The organism is Sphingopyxis sp. NJF-3 (assembly GCF_053514865.1).
In genome coordinates this window covers 1,446,303-1,463,212 of the sequence record NZ_CM130726.1, presented here as the reverse complement: position 1 = coordinate 1,463,212, position 16,910 = coordinate 1,446,303, and the positions used below count along the sequence as shown (strand labels likewise).

21 protein-coding genes are annotated in these 16,910 nt (G+C 66.4%); 10 read left to right on the top strand and 11 right to left on the bottom strand.

The genetic code is table 11. From position 1 onward, the window contains the following. Positions 1-72 precede the first annotated feature (72 nt). Positions 73-555: a bacterioferritin gene (bfr, locus tag ACOTSS_RS06935; RefSeq protein ID WP_448690771.1), complete on the top strand. Its 483-nt coding sequence runs from the start codon at positions 73-75 to the stop codon at positions 553-555. Between the two features lie 205 nt (positions 556-760). Continuing rightward, the gene (locus ACOTSS_RS06930) at positions 761-1,180 is read left to right on the top strand and encodes an addiction module antidote protein (RefSeq protein WP_448690770.1); all 420 of its coding nucleotides are present in this window, start codon (positions 761-763) and stop codon (positions 1,178-1,180) included. Between the two features lie 332 nt (positions 1,181-1,512). On the opposite strand, the gene ACOTSS_RS06925 is transcribed toward ACOTSS_RS06930, so the two are convergent. The 3 genes from ACOTSS_RS06925 to purC form a co-directional block, all read right to left on the bottom strand. Beyond that, complete coding sequence (locus ACOTSS_RS06925) at positions 1,513-4,407, bottom strand: M16 family metallopeptidase (protein WP_448690769.1); 2,895 nt, start codon at positions 4,405-4,407, stop codon at positions 1,513-1,515. A 31-nt stretch (positions 4,408-4,438) separates the two neighbouring features. After that, positions 4,439-5,584, bottom strand: a complete 1,146-nt coding sequence (locus tag ACOTSS_RS06920; protein ID WP_448690768.1) for a diguanylate cyclase domain-containing protein — start codon at positions 5,582-5,584, stop codon at positions 4,439-4,441. A gap of 62 nt (positions 5,585-5,646) precedes the next feature. Continuing rightward, entirely contained in the window at positions 5,647-6,426 is a 780-nt protein-coding gene (purC, locus tag ACOTSS_RS06915) for a phosphoribosylaminoimidazolesuccinocarboxamide synthase (protein WP_448690767.1), read from the bottom strand. A gap of 284 nt (positions 6,427-6,710) precedes the next feature. Between purC and ACOTSS_RS06910 the strand changes: the two genes are divergently transcribed. Then, positions 6,711-7,634, top strand: coding sequence for a crotonase/enoyl-CoA hydratase family protein (locus ACOTSS_RS06910; protein WP_448690766.1), 924 nt, complete (start codon positions 6,711-6,713; stop codon positions 7,632-7,634). 39 nt (positions 7,635-7,673) lie between these two features. Here the strand turns inward: ACOTSS_RS06910 and ACOTSS_RS06905 are convergent, their stop codons facing one another. Then, positions 7,674-8,009 carry a hypothetical protein gene (locus ACOTSS_RS06905; protein ID WP_448690765.1) on the bottom strand — a complete coding sequence of 112 codons (336 nt, stop codon included), beginning with the start codon at positions 8,007-8,009 and terminating at the stop codon, positions 7,674-7,676. Here ACOTSS_RS06905 and ACOTSS_RS06900 point away from each other — a divergent pair. Then, positions 8,008-8,211 carry a hypothetical protein gene (locus ACOTSS_RS06900; protein WP_448690764.1) on the top strand — a complete coding sequence of 68 codons (204 nt, stop codon included), beginning with the start codon at positions 8,008-8,010 and terminating at the stop codon, positions 8,209-8,211. The genes ACOTSS_RS06905 and ACOTSS_RS06900 overlap by 2 nt on opposite strands. Then, positions 8,180-8,557, top strand: a complete 378-nt coding sequence (locus ACOTSS_RS06895) for a hypothetical protein (protein WP_448690763.1) — start codon at positions 8,180-8,182, stop codon at positions 8,555-8,557. The genes ACOTSS_RS06900 and ACOTSS_RS06895 overlap by 32 nt, the downstream gene beginning before the upstream one ends. A gap of 537 nt (positions 8,558-9,094) precedes the next feature. Here the strand turns inward: ACOTSS_RS06895 and ACOTSS_RS06890 are convergent. The 7 genes from ACOTSS_RS06890 to ACOTSS_RS06860 form a co-directional block, all read right to left on the bottom strand. Further along, positions 9,095-9,496, bottom strand: coding sequence for a DUF1801 domain-containing protein (locus ACOTSS_RS06890; RefSeq protein WP_448690762.1), 402 nt, complete (start codon positions 9,494-9,496; stop codon positions 9,095-9,097). Positions 9,497-9,509: 13 nt separating this feature from the next. Next, a complete protein-coding gene (locus ACOTSS_RS06885; protein ID WP_448690761.1) occupies positions 9,510-9,929 on the bottom strand; it encodes a DUF1801 domain-containing protein in 420 nt (139 codons plus the stop codon). Positions 9,930-9,933: 4 nt separating this feature from the next. Continuing rightward, complete coding sequence (locus ACOTSS_RS06880; RefSeq protein WP_448690760.1) at positions 9,934-10,149, bottom strand: hypothetical protein; 216 nt, start codon at positions 10,147-10,149, stop codon at positions 9,934-9,936. 16 nt (positions 10,150-10,165) lie between these two features. Beyond that, positions 10,166-10,576, bottom strand: a complete 411-nt coding sequence (locus ACOTSS_RS06875) for an SRPBCC family protein (RefSeq protein ID WP_448690759.1) — start codon at positions 10,574-10,576, stop codon at positions 10,166-10,168. Continuing rightward, positions 10,573-10,896, bottom strand: coding sequence for an ArsR/SmtB family transcription factor (locus ACOTSS_RS06870; RefSeq protein ID WP_448690758.1), 324 nt, complete (start codon positions 10,894-10,896; stop codon positions 10,573-10,575). Before ACOTSS_RS06870 ends, ACOTSS_RS06875 begins: the two co-directional genes overlap by 4 nt. A 189-nt stretch (positions 10,897-11,085) precedes the next feature. Continuing rightward, positions 11,086-12,717 carry an alkaline phosphatase D family protein gene (locus ACOTSS_RS06865; protein ID WP_448690757.1) on the bottom strand — a complete coding sequence of 544 codons (1,632 nt, stop codon included), beginning with the start codon at positions 12,715-12,717 and terminating at the stop codon, positions 11,086-11,088. 90 nt (positions 12,718-12,807) lie between these two features. After that, the gene (locus tag ACOTSS_RS06860; protein WP_448690756.1) at positions 12,808-13,893 is read right to left on the bottom strand and encodes a DUF3667 domain-containing protein; all 1,086 of its coding nucleotides are present in this window, start codon (positions 13,891-13,893) and stop codon (positions 12,808-12,810) included. Between the two features lie 78 nt (positions 13,894-13,971). Between ACOTSS_RS06860 and ACOTSS_RS06855 the strand changes: the two genes are divergently transcribed. From ACOTSS_RS06855 to rsfS, 5 genes are read left to right on the top strand one after another with little or no spacing between them, the layout of a single operon-like run. Continuing rightward, entirely contained in the window at positions 13,972-15,255 is a 1,284-nt protein-coding gene (locus ACOTSS_RS06855) for a glutamate-5-semialdehyde dehydrogenase (RefSeq protein WP_448690755.1), read from the top strand. Positions 15,256-15,286: 31 nt separating this feature from the next. Beyond that, positions 15,287-15,553, top strand: a complete 267-nt coding sequence (locus ACOTSS_RS06850) for a CopG family ribbon-helix-helix protein (protein WP_448690754.1) — start codon at positions 15,287-15,289, stop codon at positions 15,551-15,553. Positions 15,554-15,585: 32 nt separating this feature from the next. Continuing rightward, the gene (locus ACOTSS_RS06845) at positions 15,586-15,840 is read left to right on the top strand and encodes a type II toxin-antitoxin system RelE/ParE family toxin (protein ID WP_448690753.1); all 255 of its coding nucleotides are present in this window, start codon (positions 15,586-15,588) and stop codon (positions 15,838-15,840) included. Next, positions 15,837-16,490 (top strand): nicotinate-nucleotide adenylyltransferase, encoded by a 654-nt coding sequence (locus ACOTSS_RS06840; RefSeq protein ID WP_448690752.1) that lies wholly within the window; start codon positions 15,837-15,839, stop codon positions 16,488-16,490. The genes ACOTSS_RS06845 and ACOTSS_RS06840 overlap by 4 nt, the downstream gene beginning before the upstream one ends. Further along, entirely contained in the window at positions 16,487-16,885 is a 399-nt protein-coding gene (gene rsfS, locus ACOTSS_RS06835) for a ribosome silencing factor (protein ID WP_095387537.1), read from the top strand. The genes ACOTSS_RS06840 and rsfS overlap by 4 nt, the downstream gene beginning before the upstream one ends. The last annotated feature ends 25 nt before the right edge of the window (positions 16,886-16,910 follow it).

Here is a 16,910-nt window from a genome sequence, read left to right as displayed (position 1 = left end):
TTGGCCTGACCGGGTCCGGGCGCCTATAATGTCGCCCACTTTCCCACCCGAGACAGAAGACAGGACAAGGCAATGAAGGGCGACGAAAAGGTCATCGATTTCCTCAACGAGGCGCTGAAGAACGAGCTGACCGCGATCAACCAATATTGGCTGCACTACCGGATGCTCGATAATTGGGGCATCAAGCGGCTCGCCGAGTTCGAGCGGCACGAATCGATCGACGAGATGAAGCACGCCGATCAGCTCGCCGACCGCATCCTGTTTCTGGGCGGGCTGCCCAATTTCCAGATGCTCGGCCGGCTGCGCGTCGGCGAGACCGTCGAGGAGATATTGAAGTCCGACCTCGCGCTCGAGGAAGAGGCCATCCCGCTGCTCAAGGACGCGATCGCCCATGCGGAAAGCGTGCGCGACTATGTCAGCCGCGAGTTGTTCGCGCACATCCTCGAAAGCGAGGAGGAGCATGTCGACGAGCTTGAAAAGCAGTTCGACATGATCGAGCGCATGGGCATCGAAAATTACGTCCAGCTCCAGTCGAAGCCCGCCAGCGACGACTGAATTTTCGAAAAACCAACCGTAATTCAGGAGCTTGGAGAGGCGCTTACCGGCGCCTCTCTTTTTTGCTTGTATTTGCGAATAATTCTCAATAGCAAGGTTGGGCAGTCCCCTCCTGCCGGCTGCTGCGCCCGTTCGCGGCAGCCGGCATCTTTTTCGGACCCGCATGGGACTGCCGAACCGCGGGCCGGTGTTTCCGGGAGGCACGATGGAAGGCAGCACGCTCGTCCGACAATTGACCGAACAACCGCTTGTCCGCGATCTTTCGGTCGACGCTGCGCAGGCGGTTCTTGCCCTCCGCTATTGCATCCTCTGCCGCCGCGCCGAGCGCGACCCGATGCCCGAACTCGAACGGCGCTGGGGCCATATCCTCGCGGCGCGGCGTTTCCGGCTGGTGGTCGAGGCGATCGGCCATGTCTGGCCCGATCCCTTCGCGGTCGCCCCGCCCTGCTGCCCGCGCGTCAGCTTCGACGAGGCTTTGCTCGCTGCGATGGTCGGCGCGGTCGACCGTGGCAATCGCGCGCAGTTCGACTGGCTGACCGCCGAAATGCTGGGCGGCGACGCGCGCGCGATGCTGTTCGTCGCGCTCGAGAATTTCCTGCGCGCACGGGCGTCGGGGCGGACGTAGGGTCTGAGGTCGTCAGCCTTGGGGTGGAGAGCAGCCGTTCAGAATCACGTCATGCTGAACTTGTTTCGGCATCCATGGCCAGACCTCTCGTTCGATGCCGTGTCGAAGTAGACGGCAGGCCATGGACCCTGAAACAAGTTCAGGGTGACGATGAAAGACAGGCGCGCGCTCCGGCGGATAACCATCTGGTGATCCCCGGCGAAAGCCGGGGTCCAGAGCGTAACCGCACAGCGCCGGCTCTCTAGCGCCCTGGACCCCGGCTTTCGCCGGGGATCACATCGGGTTGGACCGAAATCGGCCGAAGCCGGCCTCCAACCGAACGCCGCGCCGCCCTACTTCCCCGCCTTGTCGCTCACCGCCTTGATCACCAGCGCCTTGTCGTCGACCAGATAGCGCCGCGCGAGCGCCTGGAGGTCGGCAGCGGTCGCGGCCTCGACGTCGGCGATGGCATTGCGGCTACGGTCGAGGCGTTCGGGGTGGCTCGCGGCTTCGGCGACATAATTCAGCCAATAGCTGTTCTCACGCCGCGCCTTGGTCATCGCCTCGATCAGCGGGCGCCGCGCGCGGTCGAGCAGGTCGGCGTCGACCGGTGCCTCGCGCAGTTCCTTCGCGATCGCGAAGATCGCGGCGCGCGTCGTCGCCAGATCCTTGTAATCGACGTTGCTCGACGCGAAGAGATGACCATAGCCCGGAAATTCGTCGGACAGTGCGGCCGCCGCACCGGGGCTGTAGCTTTCGCCGAGTCGCTCGCGCAGCTCTTCGGTCAGCTTGAGCTGCATCACCCGCGCGAGCAGGCCCAGCCGCATCGCCTCGGCAAGATCGCTGTCGTCGCGCGCGGGCCAATAGACGCGCAGCTCGGCCTGTTCGGCGGGCCCTTTGTGGATCAGCGTGCGTTCGCTCCGGTCGGTCGCATAATGTCGCTCGCGCGCCGCTTCGCGCGGGTCGAAGGCGGCGCGGCGTTCGGGCAGCGCGCCGAATGTAGCCGCGATCGCCGCGATCGCCGCCGTCTCGTCGATGTCGCCGACGACGCCGATCTCGATCGCGCCGTGCGCGAGGCTGTCGGCGATGGCGGGTTTGAGCTGCGTCCAGTCGCGCGCCATCAGCGCCGCAAGCGGCGGCGTCTCGGCGCGCGGATCGCCGTCGGCGAGAATACCGCCGACGTCGCGCCCCATGACCGCGGCGGGGGTCGCGTCGTTCGCCGCATATTGCTGCGGCAGCACGCGGCGGATCAGCGCGAGCCCGTCGGCGCGGTAGCCGGGGTGAGTGACGTAGGCCGCCATCAGCTCCGCCTGCGCGCGGAAATCGGCGGGAGAGGTCAGCGCCTTGCCGCCGAAGGCGTCGACGTCGGCGCCAAAGCTCGGCGCAACCGTCTTGCCCGCGAAGATGGTGCGCAGATCGTCGAAGCTGTGCGCCTCGAGCCCGCCGATGCTGAGCGAACCCGCGAGCGCCACCTTGGTCGGGTCGTCGCGCGTCGCGAGCAGCGTGCCGCCGTCGACGCGCACCGACAGCCAGACCTTGTCCTTCTGGAAATCGGTGGTCTTGATGTTCAGCATGACATTGTTGGCGAAGCGGATACGGCGAATGCCGAGGTCCTCTACCCGCTCGTCGGAAACGATCCGGCCCGGCGTTCCGAAATCGGTGTAGGCGAAGGCGCTGCTCTCGGTCGCCGCCGGCGCGGCGACCGCAACCTGCTGCGAAGCCTTGAGTTCGGCGAGGATCGCATCGGTGCCGCCCTCGATCGGCGTCTTGCTCGTCACCCGCGCGAGCGGCGCGCTGAGCCCCGCGACGCGTTTGCGGAAGGCGGCGGAGATCGCCGCGGCGTCGAGCGACGGCGCTGCGGCCTCGAACAGCGCCTGCGTCGCCTCGGGGCGCACGACGACGAAATCGCCGTCGGCTGCGGCGACCAGCACGTCGGCCATCGTCTCGCTGCGCCGCGTAGCGACCCCGGCGACCGCGTTGCGCAGCGCGGTGCGGCGGATCGCAACCTGCTCATCAACCTCGGCCTGGGTGAAGCCATGTTCGACCGCGCGGCGATATTCCTGCTCGACCAGCGCGAGCGCCTCCTTCCACGCGCCCTGCTTGGCGACCGCGCCGACGGTGACGAGGTCGAAGCGTTTCCACCCGTCGGTATCGCTCAAATAGCCGCTGAGGATCGGCGAATCCTCGCGCAGCGCGATCTTCGCGAGGCGGCGGCTGACGATCGCCTCGCCGATATCCTCCGCGAACTTGCGCGTGCGCTTTGCCTTGCTGTCGGGCTCGTCGACCCAGGGCTTGAATGCTCCGATCGTCACCGCATCGGCGATTGCGGGATCGACGAAATCGTCGGCCGCCGACGGGCGGGCATAGTCGATCGTGCCAATGTCGGGGTCGGCGCCCGCGGGGCCGCGGCCGCGCCAATCGGCGAAGCGCGCCTTGATCTTCGCCTCGATCGCGGCGGGATCGAAATCGCCGACCATCACCAGCGTCGCGCGCTCGGGGCGGTAATAATGGTCGTAGAAATCGCGGATGCGCCCCGCGGGGGCGGTGCGGATCACCGCTTCGGTGCCGATCGGGATGCGGTCGGCCACGGTCATGCCGGGCATGGCGAAGGCGAACTGGTCGACGAGGCTGCGCAGCTGATAGGTATCGCGCGCGCGGCGCTCGGACAGAATCACCCCGCGCTCGCGGTCGACCGCCTTCGGGTCGATCGTCAGCTCGCCCGCGGTCTCGCGCATCAGCATCAGCCCGGTGTCGATCAGGTCGTCCGAGGCGTTCGGCAGGTCGAGCTGATAGACGGTCTGGTCGAAACCGGTCGAGGCGTTGGTATCGGCGCCGAAGGCCAGCCCCTTGCGTTCGAGCAGCTTGATCATCTCGCCCTCGGGCACATGGGTCGAGCCGTTGAAGGCCATATGTTCGAGGAAATGCGCGAGCCCGCGCTGATCCTCCGCCTCGGCGAAGCTACCGACGTCGAAGCGCAGGCGCAGCGCGACGCTGCCCTTGGGCGTGCTGTTCTTCAGCAGCGCATATTTCATCCCGTTCGGCAGCACGCCGAAGACGATGTTGGGGTCGACCGCAATGTCGCTCGCGGCGTAGTTCCAGGCCTTGGCGGCGTCGGTCTGCGGGTTGACGGGGGCGGCGGCCGGCGCCGTGTCACGCGCGAGGAGCGGCGCGGGCGCTGCGACGGTCGAGAGGAGAAGAGCGAGGGGCGAAAGCGCAGCCGAGGCGCGCAGCAGGGTCCGGAATATCATCGCCCTCGTCTGGGCGAACCGCCGAAGGCGGTCAACCGGCCTGCGCGATGCTTTCGACGGACGGCGTCGCGCCTCGATCAACCGCCTTCGCCGCATAGACCGCGCGATCCGCGGTCTCGAACAGCTTCTTCGCGCTCGCGCCGTCCTCGGGCCAATAGGCGACGCCGATGCTGGCCCCGACCCGAACCCGCGCGCCGTCGAGGCGATAAGGCGGGACCAGCGCGGCGAGCAGATGATCGGCGAGCGAGGTCGCGAGCAGCGGGGATCCTGCGGGCACAAGGATCGCGAATTCGTCGCCGCCCTGGCGCGCGACCATCGCGACGCCGCCGCAGGCGTGGGTCAGCCGCGCCGCGATCTGGCACAGCAACGCATCGCCGGCGGCATGGCCGTAACGGTCGTTGACCGGCTTGAAGCCGTCGAGGTCGAGCAGCGCGATGGCGAAGCGCGTATCGGCGCCCGCTGTCTCGATCTCGCGTTCGACGCAGGCATCGAGTTCGCGACGGTTCGACAGGCCGGTGAGCGGGTCGGTATGCGCGAGGTCGCGCATCTGCGCCTGGAGCTGGAGCAGATCGACGAGCTGTCCATGCTGCTGGACGATCATCCGCAGCAGGAAGGCAGAGGCGACGGCGAGGCTGGTGCCCGCCGCGACCTCGGGCGGGCTGCCCGACGTCAGCATCAGCAGCGTGACCGGTATCAGCCCGATGCCGAGATTGACGATCGTCGCGAAGCGGATCGACGACAGGCAATAGGCGGTCGCGAGCGAGCCCATCGCCATGATGATCGCATAATAGCTGTGCGTCTCGGGCGGCGCCGCGAGCCAGTTGACCACCGTCCAGATCGCGCACATCGCGCCCATCGTTCCCGACAGCCAGGTCGCCTCGCGGATCATCCGCCGCGCGCGGCGCGGGCTCATCCGCCGGCCGCGGTTGTGCATGAGCACCCCGAAGCCGAACAGGCAGACGGCGGCGAGGATGACGGGAAAACCGATGCGAACGGCCGGATGCACCGCCGCGACCCCGCCATATATGGCGGTCGGCGTCGTCGCCGCGAGCATCAGGAAGAGCATCGGGGTCAGCGTCTCAAGGCGATCGGCGCGCAGCAGCGCGACATCGTCCCGGATCGATTCCGGTATCGGCGGAAAGAAGCGCCGCCGCAGCCATTGATAGACCCCTGCCATCGGCGCGGCCTAGCAAAGGATGGTAAATCAGTGCTTAAGCATAAGGCGGCCGCGGGGCGGCCTCAGCTGCCCTTCTTCTTGCGGTGCGTCTCGAGGTCGAGCACGGCGTTGTCGCCGCCCTCGGGCAGCAGACCGAGCCGGCGCGCGACCTCCTGATAGGCTTCGACCTCGCCGCCCAGATCGCGGCGGAAGCGGTCCTTGTCGAGCTTCTCGTTCGTCGTCATGTCCCACAGGCGGCATCCGTCGGGGCTGATCTCGTCGGCCAGGATGATGCGGCTGTAGTCGCCGTCGTAGAGGCGCCCGAATTCGAGCTTGAAGTCGATGAGGCGAATGCCGACCGCCGCGAACATGCCGCTCATGAAGTCGTTGATGCGGATCGCCATGTCCTGGATGTCATGGAGCTCGTCCTGGCTGCACCAATTGAAGCAGGCGATATGCTCCTCGGCGACCAGCGGATCGCCGAGCGCGTCGTCCTTGTAGCAATATTCGATCAGCGTGCGCGGAAGCTGCGTCCCCTCCTCGATCCCCAGCCGCTTCGACAGCGTGCCCGCGGCGACGTTGCGCACGATCACCTCGATCGGCACGATCTCGACCTGACGGATCAGCTGCTCGCGCATGTTGAGGCGGCGGATGAAATGGGTCGGCACACCGATATTGCCGAGCAGGGTGAAGACATGCTCCGAGATGCGGTTGTTGAGCACGCCCTTGCCGTTGATCGTGCCGCGCTTCTGCGCGTTGAACGCGGTCGCATCGTCCTTGAAATACTGGATCAGCGTACCCGGTTCGGGGCCTTCGTAAAGGATCTTGGCTTTGCCTTCGTAGATCTGGCGGCGACGGGCCATGGCTTGGGACTTTCTGTCGGAACCAAATGAATGACCCCGGCGGAAGCGACTCAGGAAGAACCGCGGCGCCGGGGCGATGCGGGGCCCTATAGCGGCAAAGTGACGGCGCGTCATCCCCGATCCCAAACCGTCGCCCCCGCGAAGGCGGGGGCCGCTGGCAGCCTTACGCTATGCCGATAGCGGCCCCGCCTTCGCGGGGGGCGACGATTAATTTACGTTTACGTAAAGTGCTTGCTCTCGGCACCTTAGCTTGCAACCATGGCCGCGACCTTAGGGAGAGAGACATGAGCTACGACCAGATTCGCCTCGACCGCCACGAGGGCATCGCGCTGCTGACGCTGCACCGTCCCGAGCGGATGAACGCTTTCACGACCGAGATGATGCTGGAGATCGTCGCCGCGCTCGACGAGTGCGACGCCGACGACGGCGTGCGCGCGGTGATCTTCACCGGATCGGGCGAGAAAGCCTATTGCGCGGGCGCCGATCTGGGCCAGGGCGCCGCGACCTTCGATTACGACAAGCGCACCGACAAGGCGGCGATGCTGCCCGAGGGCCTGTCGGCGAGCCCCGTCGCCGAGGACGGCACGATCGATTGGTCGCACCCGTTGATCCGCGATTCGGGCGGGCGGGTATCGATGCGGATCTTCGATGCGAAGAAGCCGGTGCTCGGCGCGATCAACGGCGCCGCGGTCGGCATCGGCGCCACCATGACGCTGTCGATGGACGCCCGCCTCGCCAGCGACACCGCGCGCTACGGCTTCGTCTTCGCGCGTCGCGGCATCGTCCCCGAGGCGGCGTCGAGCTGGTTCCTGCCGCGCCTCGTCGGCATCCAGACCGCCGTCGACTGGTGCTTCTCGGGCCGCCTGATCCCCGCGGCCGAAGCGCATGAGAAGGGCCTCGTCCAGTCGGTCCACGCCCCCGGCGCTCTCATCGACGCCGCCATCGCCAAGGCGCGCGAGATGACCGCCGACAGCGCCCCCGTCTCGGTCGCCCTCACCCGCCACATGCTCTGGCGCATGCTCGGCGCCCCCCACCCGATGAGCGCCCACCGCTGGGACAGCCGCGTCATCTTCGCCCGCGGACGCAGCCCCGACGCCGCCGAGGGCGTCACCAGCTTCCTCGAAAAGCGCGCGCCCAACTTCACCGCAAGCGTCGCCAACGACTATCCCGCGTTCGACGAGTTCGAGGAAACACCGCCTTACCGATAAGGGCCCCCAAAGGGGGGGGACTGGCATCCCCCACTTTCGTCATTCCCGCGAACCCGAGACTAGCTTGGTTATAACTCGGTCGGGCTCGGGATTGCGTACATCGTTGACGAAGTCGAGGATACCCATGAGCGAGCCGTGAAGGGTGGCATGTATCTCACCGCGCTTCGTGCCGGGGTGAAGGATGATCTTGCCGACGAGCGAGCGGATATTGCTTAAGGCATCAAGCCGCGTGTTCGGGTCCCGGAGCGTTTCGGTGAGAGCGGCGACCTTGCGCTTGTAGATTTCGGCCATGCCGGGATGGACATCGGGAACGCCCTGTGGCGCCTCCGCCAGCCGCGCGGCGATCTCGGCCCGCTCGCCTTCGAGTTCGGCCATGCCGCGCCTTCATCGCGGGCTGATAGAGCCCATCCTCGATCGCCGCCATGATGCCGGCGACCGCCTTGTCGATCCACGCCAGTCCTCTCCAATCGGCGTCGGCCTGAATAAGCTGCTCGCGATTCTCGCGATTGATGTGCGCGGCATAAGCCGCGACAGCGGCTTCGATCTTGTCAGCCGACACCGAGACATTGACTGGTAATACCTATCTTAATATTGGACTGAGCAACCTAGGTGGCACTGCTTATGTGGGCTATGCCCCCAACGGTTCCGACGATTTTCTGCAGGGGCTTGGTGTTTCCGGACTCGTCGGATACCGCGGAGCGGCCATGAGCTCCTCTGGCGACGTTGCTTTCCTGTATGGGGCCGGCAATACCGTCGGTGCCGGCTACGGGTTCAACGCAAGGGTAATTCCCGAAGCGCCGGGTCAGCTGTATGACGGCGTCTACGATACGATCTATTATGGTTCGATGGACTTTGCCCAACGGACTTATCATATGGCGGGACGTCCGTACGATGAACCCACCGCAAACAGCCCGAGTTTCTAAAGGCGGCGCGTCATGTCGGGTGCAATTATAGTAATGGTGGTGTTTTTCTTGCTCGGAAATAGCATATGCGGTTTAATTTACGGAAAGATGTGGCTTCAAAACCGAGTCATTGACAGGAGAAATCCGCGATTTGTCGCGCAAATTATGGGTCAACTCTTTGCGGCTGCGATCGGGATCTTTGCCTTGTCGATAATGAGATAAGACCTAGCCGGCAACGGCGTCACGAGCCCTTTGTAATGCTAATGGCGCTGCCAGGGTAAACGTACCGCTTGGTGGGTCCGGCGGCACGGCGCGCTGAGCCTCGTCTCGCAAGCAATCATTGCGGCATTCGTGGAAGTAACGCGACGTAATCCTGGTCTGTATCGCAGAGCCCAATTCTACGCTGAATCTCGGGTTGGCTTAGCGACCCGTCGCTGTCCGTGTCCATGCACGTGAAGGTTGCCAGAGGCTCCGCGAGCGTCGGCTGACCCCACGCTGGGTTCCCGCTTTCGCGGGAATGACGACGTTATGAGACGCAGAATGTCGCCAAGCGGTCGGTTACCGCCCCGCCTTCGCCGCATTCGCCGCCGCCGCCTCGCGCACCAGCGCCTTGAACGCCGCCGCGTTGACGCGATCGCCTTCGAACAGGTCGATCGCGCGCCGCGTGCCGCCGTCGAGGCTCGCATTGAACAGCCGCTTGGGATCGTCGAGCGCCGCGCCGCGCGCGAAGGTCAGCTTGACCTTGTCCTTGTAGGTTTCGCCGGTGCACAGGATGCCGCCATGCTCCCACACCGGGACACCGTGCGGGTTCGACGGCTTGCGCCATTTGACCGTCTCGGTCACCTCGGGCTCGGCTTCATGGATCAGCGCCCGCATCGTCGCGAGCATATCGCCGCGCCAGCCGCCGAGCGCCGCGATCTTTTCGTCGATCAGCGCCGGTGCGGCCTTGTCTTCGCTCATCGTCACTCTTCCTTCATTGTCCGGTGATCCAGCCGGGGATCGCCGCCGCCTGCTTCAGCCAGCTCGCGACCTGCGCCTCGTCGACAGCCTCGTCCTCGTGGATATGGAAATAACGCGCGTCGGGGTCCTTCGATCCGACCGGCGGCAGCGGGGTCAGCGCCGTGCCCTTGAAGAATGTGACCTTGATGTAGCGGGTGAAGCAATGGAAGCTGACGAACCAGCCCTTCCCCTCGACCCCATAGAAGGGCGAGTTCCAGCGCACCGACCTTTGGACCCCCGACACGCTTTTTTCGATCAGCGCGTCGAGCCGTTTTCCCGCCGCGCTTTTCCAGCCGGGCATCGCGGCGATATAGGCCTGCACCGGCGCGTCGCCGTCGCCCTTCGGGATTTGCGGATTGCCGCCCGACAGCAGCTTGGGGGCCTTGTCGGCCATGGCGCTATCCCTCCGCGCGCCGCGAACGCGCCGCATAGGGGAGGAAGAACATCCACAGGCCCGTGAGCGTCATCAGCGCGAGCGGGGCGAGCGGCAGATAATAGACCCACTGCGCGGGCTCGCGTCCGAGGCCCAGCGTCAGAAAGATGCCCGCGACCACGGCCGTGAACAGGATCGACAGCCAGCGATGCAACTGGCGGATTCCCTGATTCCAGTTCATCTCTTTTCCTCCCTTATCAGTCGATCCGCGCGAGCAGATCGTCGAGCGCGGTCAGGAAGCGCGGCCAGCCGGCCTTCGCGCCATGATAGGCGAGTTTCTGGCCGGGCTGGAACCCCGTCTGTTCCATGCGCAAATGCGTGCCCGCCGCGGTCGGGGTGAGCGTCCAGGTCACCGTGCTTTCGAGCCCCATGCCGTCCCAGCTATAGGCGAGCGTGCGTTCGGGCTCGACCTCGACCACCTCGCAATCGACATGGCCCCAGTCGGCACCGAAACGAAAGCGGTGGCCAGGCGTCGGCGCGACGTCCCCCGCCATCAGCCATTCGGCGACCAGATGCGGCTGGGTCAGCGCGCGCCAGATCTTCGCGGGCGGGTGCGCGAACTCGCGCTCGACCACGACACTGCGCGCTTCGATTGCCGTTTCGTTCATTGATCCATCCTTTTCAGAACATCGTCGAGATCGTCGAACCGCGCGTCCCAGAAGCGCGCCATCCGCTCGGTCCAGTCGACGAGCGGCGCGAGCGCCGCCGGGCGCGCGCTGTAATAGGCCTGTCGCCCCTGCTGGCGGTCCTGCACCAGCCCCGCCTGCCTGAGCACCGCGAGATGCTTAGACACCGCGGGCTGCGAGATGCCGGCGGGAGCGGTCAGCGCGCCGACGCTCTGCTCGCCGTTCTCGCACAATCGCTCGAACAGCGCGCGGCGCGTGGGGTCGGACAGGGCCTTGAACAGCAAGTCGCGGGTTTCGATCATCTCAATCCATAACCTTCTGGCTATGAGAAACCCATAACCATCGGGATATGGATGTGTCAATCCGAATGCGATGGCGTTGTTGCCCTGACTCTATCTCGTCATTGCGAGCGCAGCGAAGCAATCCAGGGCAGTTTACGCAGGCTCTGGATTGCTTCGCTGCGCTCGCAATGACGACTCAAGGGATATGATCTATGCGGCGTCATAGGCGTTGCGCCCGCGCCGCGCCGTCATGCTGTGCGTGCCCGCGAGCGTACGCGAGCGTTCCTCCACCGTATCGAGGAAATGCCAGTTCGCGGTCATCGTATCGGGCGTCAGCGCGACGGTCGCATAGCCGCGCCGCTGGGTGTTCGCCCAGCGCAGCTGCGGCGACGAGCGGCGCAGCGCGGCGGCGCGGTCGGCATCGCCCACCCCTTTCGCCGCCGCCTCGATTCCGGGCGAGCTGACGCTGTGTCCGCCGACCTCGACCCCGGCGGGGCGGCCGTCGTGCGGCAGGTCGAACGCCCAGCCATTATGGCTGTCGCCCGCGAGCGAGACGAAATTGGCGCCCGCTTGCTGTGCCGCACCGAGCAGCCGCGCGCGTGCCGCCGGATAGCCGTCCCAGGCGTCGAAATTATAGGGCAGGCCCGCCGCCGCGCCGAGCTGCGCGGTCTTCACCCGCTCCATGACATAGTCGGGCGCATCGGCGCCGAACCAGTTCGCCGATTCGGGTGGGCTGAAGGTGGTGCCCATCAATACTTGCTGCGCACAAACCTGCCAGCGCTTGCCGGCGCGCACCGAGGCGCGGATCGCGTCGGTCAGCCACTTTTCCTGCTGCACGCCGAGCATCTGCCGCGCCGCATCGCGGTAGCGCGTGTCGCGGAATTGGCGGAGCGCCGTGGCGGGATCGCCCGCGTCCCTGACGATGCTGCCGATACTGAACGGCTTGTCGCGGCCGCTGATCCGCGTTTCGGGAAGGAAGATGGTCGCGAGATCGCCGACCTCATAATGGCGCCAGCGCGTCTCGGCGACCGGCATCCATTCGCGATAGGCGCGTTCGGCGGCAGCGGCGCGGGCGCTCCATTCGCCTTCGTCCGGCTGATGATTCTGTGCGCCGCCGCTCCATGTGTCGTTGGCGAATTCATGATCGTCCCACTGCGCGATCATCGGGAACAGTTGATGGAGCCGCTGAAGATCGGGGTCGCTGCGATAGGCGGCGTAGCGCAGCCGATAGTCGGCGAGCGCGACGATCTCGTGATCGGGCTGGATCGCGCGACCGGGCACCGCTTCCTTCAGCGTCGGATATTGGCCGACCTTATATTCGTACAGATAGTCGCCGGCGTGGACGATAAGGTCGATGTCCTCGCGCGCCGCGGCGTGGCCATAGGCGTTGAACCAGCCGAACGGCATGTTGGCGCAGGAAAAGAGCGCGAGGTTGAAGGCGGCGGTCGGCCCCGCGGGCAGCGTTCGCGTCCGGCCGGTCACCGATTTGCTGCCGTCGGGCGCGATGAAGCGATAGAAATACCAGCGGCCCGACTGAAGGCCGTCCACGACGATCTTCGCGACATGGTCGCGCTCGCCGGTCGCGGCAACTTCCCCGCCCCCGGCGATTCGGGCGAAGTCGGGGCTTTCCGAAATCTCGGCGGTCAGCATCGTGTCCGACGGCGCGGCATAGCGCGTCCACAGCAGCACCGAATTGGCCCCCGGCTCGCCGCTCGCGACGCCGTGGGTGAAGCCCTGTGCCATCATTGCAGCCGCCGCGCCGGGCAGCGACAGCGCCGCGAGCCCCGCAGCGCCGAGTCCGATCAGCTGCCGCCGGTCCATCTCCGCCCACAGCTCGTGCATCGCGTCTCTCCCGTCCGTGCCGACCCCAGCGGCTAGAGTTTTACCGTGTTTTCCGAGTCGTCAGGTGATTCCACCTGACTTGAAAACACTCTAGCCCATCGCCCCCAGCGCCAGCAGCATCGTCACGAACAATGTCACCGCCATGACGCTGAAGAGCAGCAGCAGCGAGGTGCGTGCGAGCGCGCCGATCCGCGACGAACGATAGGCGCCGCGAAGCTGGCGATACATGTGAAAGGGAACATAGAAGACCGCGAAGGTCGTCACCCACCCCATCGCCGGCGTCATCGCGAACAGCCGCACCGCGACGAACAGCAGCAGCATGAAGCTGATCGAGTAAGTGACGAACACGAAATGGTCATAGGTGTGGAAGCGCCGGCTGAACGGATAGAGCAGCCACAGGAAGGGCAGCGACAGCGGGATCAGCGCCCAGGCGAATTTATAGGCATTCGCCTGCACCTTGTAGAGCATCAGTCCCGGATTGGCCTGTGCCTTGGCGATACCATGGTCGACGAAGGCGATGCCGGTGCGAATCTCGGCGCGCGCGAAGCGGCCCTCGGGCGTTTCCCTGCCTTCGCCCGGCGTGCCGGCATGGTCGAGGAGGCCGAGATATTCGGCGCTCTGCATCAGCGTATGGCGCTGATCGGCGAGCAATTTGCGCTGGCCGTCGGCGAGGTCGGCCTTGGCGAGCTGGGTGTCGATCGTCGCCACCTCGTGCTCGAGCCGCGAGCGGACCGCGCTCGTTTCGGTCTGGCTCGTCACCATGTCCTGCAGGCCGTGTCCCGACGAGCCGCTGCCGACGAAGGACAGTACGGCATAGGTCAGGAATACCGCGAACAGGAACAGCGACAGGGGCGAGATGAAGCGCGCGCGCTCGCCGTGGATGTAGCGGCGCGTCAGGTCGCCGGGGCGCCAGGCGAGCAGCGGCAACGTGTTCCACAGCTTGCCCTCGAAATGGAAGATCGCATGGACCAGATCGTGCCCGATCGCGCCGAACGTCCGGTGCACGTCGGCGCGCTGGCCGCAACGATGACAGTGCGAGCCGACCAGCGTCGTTCCGCAGTTGAGGCAGCGCTGGCCCGCGTGCCCGTCCGCCGCGCCGCCGTGGCGCGGTTCGACCGCGCGTGCCGCCAGCCCCGCGGTCACCGCCGCTCCGATACCCTCGATATCCCCGCTCATGCGCTCTGCCTAAAGCCGCGCGCGTCGGGGCGCAACGGGACTTTCGCCGCCGCGGCAAAGCGTGATAGGGCAAAGGCCATGAGTATCGAGACGCTGATCCACCCGCCCGTTCACGACGCCGACGCGCTGATCGCCGATATGGGCGCGCGCGCGCGCGCCGCCGCGAAACGCATGGCGGTCGCGCCGACGGCGAAAAAGGCCGAAGGCCTGCGCGCCGCCGCGGCCGAGCTTCGCGCGCAGGCACCGGCGATCCTCGACGCCAATGCCCGCGACATGACGGCGGGCGAGGCGAACGGACTGACCTCGGCGATGCTCGACCGGCTGCGGCTCGACGCGGACCGCCTCGGCGCGATCGCCGACGCGGTCGAGGCCGTGGCCGCCCTCCCCGACCCCGTGGGCGCCGAGATCGACCGCGCGACGCGCCCCAACGGGATGGTGCTGAGCCGCGTGCGCGTGCCGCTCGGGGTGATCGGCATCATCTATGAAAGCCGCCCCAACGTCACCGCCGACGCCGCGGCGCTCGGCCTGATGTCGGGCAATGCGGTGATCCTGCGCGGCGGCAGCGAGGCGGTGCATTCGAACCGCGCGATCCACGCCGCGCTCGCCGCCGGGCTCGCCGGGGCGGGACTGCCCGCCGACGCGGTGCAGCTCGTGCCGACGCAGGACCGCGCCGCTGTCGGCGCGCTGCTCCGCGCGCAGGGCCTCGTCGACATCATCATCCCGCGCGGCGGCAAGGGCCTCGTCGCGCGCGTGCAGGACGAGGCGCGGGTGCCCGTGCTCGCCCACCTCGACGGCATCTGCCACCTCTATATCGACGCCGCCGCCGATCCCGAGCAGGCAGTCGCGCTAGCAGTCAATGCCAAGATGCGCCGCACCGGCATCTGCGGCGCGACCGAGACGATATTGATCGACCGCGCCTATCCCGCGCCGCGCGCGATCGTCGACGCGCTCGTCGCGGCGGGCTGCGAGGTGCGCGGCGACCCGGCCATCGCGGCGCTGAGCCCGCACGTCACGCGCGCGAGCGCGAACGACTGGGACTGCGAATATCTCGACGCGATCGTCTCCATCGCCGCGGTCGACGGGATCGAGGGCGCGCTGGCGCACATCGACGCCCATTCGAGCCGCCACACCGACGCGATCGTCACCGAGGATGCGGCGGCGGCCGAACGCTTCCTCGCCGAGGTCGACAGCGCAATCGTCATGCACAACGCCTCGACCCAGTTCGCCGACGGCGGCGAGTTCGGGCTGGGCGCGGAGATCGGCATCGCGACGGGACGCCTCCACGCGCGCGGGCCGGTCGCGCTCGAGGGGCTGACGACGTACAAGTGGCTGGTGCGCGGGAACGGTCAGACGCGCCCTTGAATCATTTGTATACAAGTGATACAAATGCTTTATGGGTAAACAAACGGTCATTTCCGCTCGCCTGGATGCAGAAACTGTTGCGCTGGTTGACGATATCGTTGCATCGCAAGGCCGCAGCAGGGCCTGGTTCGTTGCGCAGGCAGTGCGCGAGCATGCGCAACGAGAGGCAGAATTCCTTGCCTTTGTGCAGGAAGGTGTTGACGCGATCGCTTCGGGTGACTGGATTTCACAGGACGAAATGAAGCAATGGATCGCGAAGCGCCGCGCCGAACTTAAAGCGAAGCCCGCCTCAAGCTGATGGTTCGGATAAGATGGTCTGGACCCGCCCGCATGGATTTGGCGCGGATCGAAGACTTTTTTGCAGCGATCGATCCGGAATTTGCCATTCGCGCGTCCGATGCGACTTTCGCCGCTGCGGATTTCCTGCTTGAGCAGCCCCGCGCCGGACCGGTTCTCGGGCATGGATCATTGCGCAAGTGGAAGGTTCGAGAAACCCCGATCCTCCTGATCTATCAAATCGAATCCCATGGCATCGCGATCGTCCGGGTCCAGCACGACCGCAGCGACTGGCAAACCCTCCTGTGATCGCCACCGGCATCCTCGGCGGCAGCTTCAATCCCGCGCATGGCGGGCACCGGGCGATCAGCCTCGATGCGATCGCGGCGCTCGACCTCGACGAGTTGTGGTGGCTCGTCTCGCCCGGCAATCCGCTCAAGCCCGCCGCCGGCATGGCGCCGCTCTCCGCGCGGCTCGCCTCGGCGCAGCGGATGGCGCGGCGCTCGCCGATCCGCGCGACCGCGATCGAGGCCGAACTCGGCACGCGCTATACCGTCGATACGCTGAAAAAGCTGGTCCGCCGCTATCCGAATCGCCGTTTCATCTGGATCATGGGCGCCGACAATCTGGCCCAACTGCCCCGCTGGCGCGACTGGCGGGGGATCGCGCGATTGATGCCGATTGCGGTGGTCGCGCGGCCGGGCTATAATGGCCGCACCCACGCCGCGCAGGCGATGGGCTGGCTTCGGCGCTTCGTCCGGCCCGCGGACCAGAAAGCTGATTGGACGGACTGGAGACCGCCTGCCCTTGTGTTCCTGCGATTTTCGCCCGACGTGCGATCCGCAACCGCTATACGGCAGGCCAATCCCCGCTGGTTCGAACGCTATGCAGGCCGCGGCCTCCGCGACCCGTTGACGCATTCGCGCCTGCGCGATGGCAAAAGGAAAGGACCCGCTTGATATCCGCCAGCAAGGATGCCGCGCCCGGCGCCGCACCCGCAAACGACAGCGTGGACGCGCTCCACGCGCTGATCCTCCACCAGCTCGACGAGGATCAGGCCCAGGAAACCATTTCCATCCCGCTCGCCGGCAAGAGCAGCATCGCCGATCATATGGTGATCGCGAGCGGCCGTTCGACGCGCCACGTCTCGGCGATCGCCGACAAGCTGGCGCAGCGAATCAAGCAGGAGGCGGGCCGCAGCGTCCGCGTCGAGGGCCTGCCCAACGCCGACTGGGTGCTGATCGACGCCGGCGACGTCATCGTCCACCTGTTCCGGCCCGAAGTGCGCAGCTTCTACAACCTCGAACGCATGTGGTCGTTCGGCGACGCGCCCCCCGTGGCCGCAGCAAATTGACGTCCCTCCCGCCCACGGGCTAGGC